The organism is Actinomycetota bacterium (assembly GCA_013152275.1).
Taxonomy (GTDB): Bacteria; Actinomycetota; Acidimicrobiia; order Spongiisociales; family UBA4744; genus BMS3Bbin01.
This window is the reverse complement of the sequence record JAADGS010000043.1, coordinates 1-4,713: the sequence shown is the minus strand read 5'-3', so window position 1 is coordinate 4,713 and position 4,713 is coordinate 1. Positions and strand designations below refer to the sequence as shown.

The 4,713-nt window shown below is 62.3% G+C and carries 4 protein-coding genes; 1 reads left to right on the top strand and 3 read right to left on the bottom strand.

Features of this window, described 5'->3' with window-relative positions; all coding sequences use genetic code 11:
* Nucleotides 1-90: 90 nt before the first annotated feature.
* Complete coding sequence (locus tag GXP34_07920) at nucleotides 91-471, top strand: hypothetical protein (GenBank protein NOY55899.1); 381 nt, start codon at nucleotides 91-93, stop codon at nucleotides 469-471.
* A 52-nt stretch (nucleotides 472-523) separates the two neighbouring features.
* On the opposite strand, the gene GXP34_07915 is transcribed toward GXP34_07920, so the two are convergent.
* From GXP34_07915 to GXP34_07905, 3 genes are read right to left on the bottom strand one after another with little or no spacing between them, the layout of a single operon-like run.
* Nucleotides 524-3,175 carry an ABC transporter permease gene (locus tag GXP34_07915; GenBank protein ID NOY55898.1) on the bottom strand — a complete coding sequence of 884 codons (2,652 nt, stop codon included), beginning with the start codon at nucleotides 3,173-3,175 and terminating at the stop codon, nucleotides 524-526.
* A complete protein-coding gene (locus GXP34_07910) occupies nucleotides 3,172-3,897 on the bottom strand; it encodes an ABC transporter ATP-binding protein (protein ID NOY55897.1) in 726 nt (241 codons plus the stop codon). Before GXP34_07910 ends, GXP34_07915 begins: the two co-directional genes overlap by 4 nt.
* Nucleotides 3,894-4,478 (bottom strand): PadR family transcriptional regulator, encoded by a 585-nt coding sequence (locus GXP34_07905; protein NOY55896.1) that lies wholly within the window; start codon nucleotides 4,476-4,478, stop codon nucleotides 3,894-3,896. Before GXP34_07905 ends, GXP34_07910 begins: the two co-directional genes overlap by 4 nt.
* Between the last annotated feature and the right edge of the window lie 235 nt (nucleotides 4,479-4,713).

Here is a 4,713-nt window from a genome sequence, read left to right as displayed (position 1 = left end):
TACGACGTTGTTTCGTGCGGTGGTGCCATTGCCGGGTTGGCACGTCCGGTTGTTGAGAGCGACGATGTGCGCGAAATTCTTGTAGCGCGGGTGGAGAGTGTCCTGAGGGGTGTGACTCCGGCCGAGGAGGCCGATGGTTATTACTCGATGTTCTCCGGGACCGCCGAACTCACGTCCCTGACGATCGACAAGGCCGGTGTGGTCAGGGCAGATTTCACAGCCGCCCTGCTCGACCCGGTATCCCCGAATTCAACGTCCTCCGAGTTGCAGCTATTCACCCTGCAGCTCTACGACGCGCTGTTCCGACCCGAGGTTGTGGAGCGTGTCGAGATCACGATCGACGGCGAGTGTGTGCGCGGCGGCGACGGCCTTGCGTATGGAGACCGCGGCTGTTCGATGACGAGAAACTTCTACGTCTCCCTCTGGTACAACGTCGAAGGCCTTGGTATTGCGGAGCGGACCTCTCCGTGAGTCTTCGGTGGTGGACGCAGTCCGCTTGCGAGCAGCACGGCCTGGTTGCCGACTACAGCGCCTGACGGGCCGGCATCGTCGGCGATGACTTCACGACGAGTGCGGTGACTCCGCCAACAGCTGCCGGAATGACAAGCACCACAACCGCGATCACGCCCCACGGCACCGTGGCGATGCCGGAGGGAACGGTGCCAAACGGTCCAATGATCACCCAGTCGCTGTTGTCGGCAGACACCTTCATCAGCAACCATCCGAGTGGGGCGGCCAGCAGTCCGGCAAAGAAGGCAAAGAACGCGGTTTGCAGCCCTAGGAACCGACGCCGCATCGTTGGCGGTGCGCCCACGGCAACCATCATCGCCAAATCACGGTCGGACTCCGTTGCTGATAGAGCGGTGATGAGGCCGATGATCCCAAGAACCACGAGAAACGTCGCACCGAGCCCCAGCCACAGAGATTGTTGGAGCGAGAATGGTCGAATCGGGGAGATGTCAACCGTGAAGTCGAGGTTCCAGATAGCGTAAGCCGATTCGACCGTAAGTGGTTCTTCGGTGACGAATAGCGCCTTGGTTCCGGCAGTTTGCAGATCGAGACTATCCACCATGCTCTGAGGAAGGAGCAAGCGCGGCATGGCCCATGACGCAACTGGGATAGCGATCTCCGTCGCGTTGATCTCTATACCGTTGACGGTCAGGGTCGTCGCGCGGTTCTTAACGCCGAGGACCACGGCTTCCCCGCTCTCAAGTGCTTGTGCAATTGCGGGATCGCCGAGTACCGTCGCGAGGGCAGGTGTTCCCACTGCCGCCCGGACGTCTTCACGGAGAAACTCCTGTTCGTATCCCTCGACCGATCTGCGACTACTCAGCGTTGCCACGGCGACCCCTTCTGCCTGAAAGACGATGCGAGCATCGAGTGTGGCGATCAATGCCATCTCGGAGTTGGGGATAACGCTCCGCACCGCTTCTACGTCCTCAGCCGTGGCAGTACCAGCCTCGGTGTACCCGTCAGCGTTGTATTGGCCGACGACAACGATGTGATTGGCTGGAGCCGGCAGACCATGAATTGCTTGTCCTACCCTGGCGTTGGCGATGCTCACACCCATGATCACCGGGCCGAGCAGGACGACCATAACCGCGGCCGTCGCCACGGACGCACGCGAGCGCTGCCGGGCAGCATCGCGCAGGACAAGGCGAGGGGTCGCGCGGAATCGATCGGCGATGCTGCCCGCGGCGGTGACTATCGAGCCGGTCAACAGCGCCGCACCTGCGATCATGAAGATAACTCCCAACCCAGCTTGAATTGCTGCTCCCTGGCCGAAGGCCACCTTTGCGACGACGACGAGCAAAGCACCGAACCCGACCAGCCCCAGGCCCGCCGGAGCGACCCACCGGCGCTGAGGCTTCTCTGGCATTCGTCCCTGCAGGGCTGTGACGGTCAGTACGCCCGCGGCGGTGCGGGCCGGGATCCATGCGGCAACCGTGGCAGCCAGAATACCGACCGCCATCGGCCCCAAGATATCCACCGCGGTAATGGGCGGCTCGACAATGAGTTGGTCAACAAGCAGTTGTAGGAACGGTCGACCAGCGATGAGGAGCGAAACGGCTATTGCCGCGCCGATGGCGGCTCCCACGAGTCCAGCGACGACTCCCTCGCCGACAATGATTGTCCGGATGTGCATCTCGGTGGCGCCACTTGAGCCGAGGAGCCCGATTTCGCGCAGTCGCCGTCGGGTCCCGGTGGCATATGCTGCCCCCGCCACCAGGGCAACCTCGACGAGGAGCAACGCTGCAACCATGGTGCCAACGACGGGCGACCCGGTCAAAGCTGAATCGTCTCTCGCCATCCCCAGGAGCCGGTCCTGGCGGCTTTCCGCATCCACCCAAATAAAGGAGAGCCTGGTGTCGTCCGAGTGCGGCTCCAGCTCCTGTGGCTGAGGATCGACCGCTGCTGGTGGTAGGAATTCGTCTCTGTCGCGTTCCCACGCGCGGAGAATCCGAGGGGCGAACTCTCCGTCGACTCCGCCCAACAGCCAGGTTGTGCGAAGGCGAAACTCGTCGATCCGTTCATTGCCACGCACTTGTGCCTGCGCATCGACGCGAGCAATCACGTCAGTCATTTCCTCTGGGGTGACGATCGCAAACACCCGCCGGACGCTGATGGGGTCTTGAACAAGCCCTGTGATGCTGTATGTGAGAGGGCTGGCGCCTCCCAACGTCAGTTCGATGGTGTCGCCGGAGCGGACCTGCAGCCGCTGCGCGAGGTTCACGCTCAGTGCGATGTCACCCCGACGCGAGGGTTCTGTCCCATCCGCGAGAACGGTAGTCCCGCGGGCCAGCGGGTTGGTGAAGTCGATGTCTGACAACCGGACACGATCACCAAGATCGGGACTCACGACCAGGCCGAGACGCACCTCCAACTTGCGATACCTCAGGGAATCGGCGGACGGCTCGTTGCTGATCTGTTCGGTGACCCAGGCATCGATTTCGGGATCCGATGTGTCCGCTGTAATCACAACCTCGGCAGCCCCGAACGTGCTCGATACGAGCCGTTCGGGGTCCAGCTTGTTCGCGCGATTGATTCCAGCTACGACGATCGCGGCGGCGACCGGGATGGCGATGAGAACCAAGATCAGGATGGTGCGTTTGCGGTGCCGTATCGCTGAGCGTCGGGCGATGCGAGCGGACGCACGAAGACCAACGAGGTTCATGGTGTGGTTGCTTCCATGCCTGCTGGGACCGTTGAGCGTTCGGAGATCTGCTCAATCTGGCCGTCGCGAATACGCACCACGCGATCCGCCCATGCGGCGTACGCTGGTTCGTGGGTGACCAGCATTGCGGCGGCACCCTGGTCGCAACGAGTCCGCAGCAATCGCAGAATGCTCTCGCTGGTCACCTCATCGAGCGCCCCGGTGGGTTCGTCAGCCAGCAGCAGCACACGGGGTCCCACAAATCCCCGTGCGATCGCCACCCTCTGCTGCTCCCCACCTGAAAGCTGATCGGGGTATCGGTTCGCCATATCCTCCAGGCCGACTTCGGCGAGCGCAGTCTCGGCGTGACTCCGAGCCTTGCGCAGTGACATGCCGTCGAGCTCCAACGGGAGCGAGACGTTCTCGCCTGCGGTGAGAGTCGGGAGCAGGTTGAACTGTTGGAACACATACCCGACCCGCAGCCGCCGCAGTTCCGCCAGCTCCGTTTTTGAGAGCTCGGCGAGCAGCCGACCTTCGACCTCGACGGAGCCGGTGGTCGCCTCGTCGAGACCGCCGGCGAGATTGAGGAGCGTCGTTTTACCTGAGCCGCTGCGGCCCGTCACTGCAACCAATTCGCCTTTGTTGACATCGAGATCGATATTGACGAGGGCGTCGACCCGTTGGGCGCCGGTTCCGTGGGTCCGGCCGACTCGCCGCATTGCGAGCACCGGTGCGCGGGTCATCGTGCCCCTCCCTTGCTGGTCACTGGCCCGGTCTGCTTCGCCACGACAGGGCGTCGTTTCGTCGGTGTCGTCGTGCGTGCGGCGAGCCGGTCCTCAACACGGTCCAGCCACCGCAGCTCGGCCTCGGAGCGGATGATCAACCGATCGAGGTGCAACTCCCAAGCAAGGTCGGACTCATTCGTCTCCTCGCGCAGGCGGGTGTAGTCCTGGAGTGCGCGCATCGTTGCACCCCGCTGGGTCCCGATCACTTTGGCCGGATCCGCGGCGCTCGTCGCGATCGACAGTAGGAGCTTCATCGAAAGATCGTCACGAGTCGCCATGGACTGTTCTACCGGGCTCGAGAACCACTGCTCGACGACTGTTCGGCCTTGTTCGGTGATCTCGTACCGGATTCTCCCCTCGGCATCGGTACTCTCAACCTCGACCAATCCGGTTCGCTCTAGGCGTTGCAGGGTTGAATACACCTGCCCGACGTTGAGGGGCCAGGCATCCCCAGTAGCGGTTTCGAAATCGAGCTTTAGTTGGTAGCCGTGGCTCGGCCCATCCAACAACAACACCAACAGGGTCTCTCTGAACGCCATGGCCTCTCCTCGATAGTCGCGATGCAAACACAGTATACATACGCAGTATGCATTTATCATCAGAAGACACCGGACGGGTCGGGTCAGCGCAGCGAATACGCTGGGCGAAGTAGTGGGCGTGCTCTCCAGGACCTGGAACCTTTCGAGTCCGTAGTGCGTTTCAACGATATGGGGAAAGCAATAGTTCTCGTTGTCGCTGCAAGCCTCGTCTTTGCCGCCTGTGGGGCAGGAACTG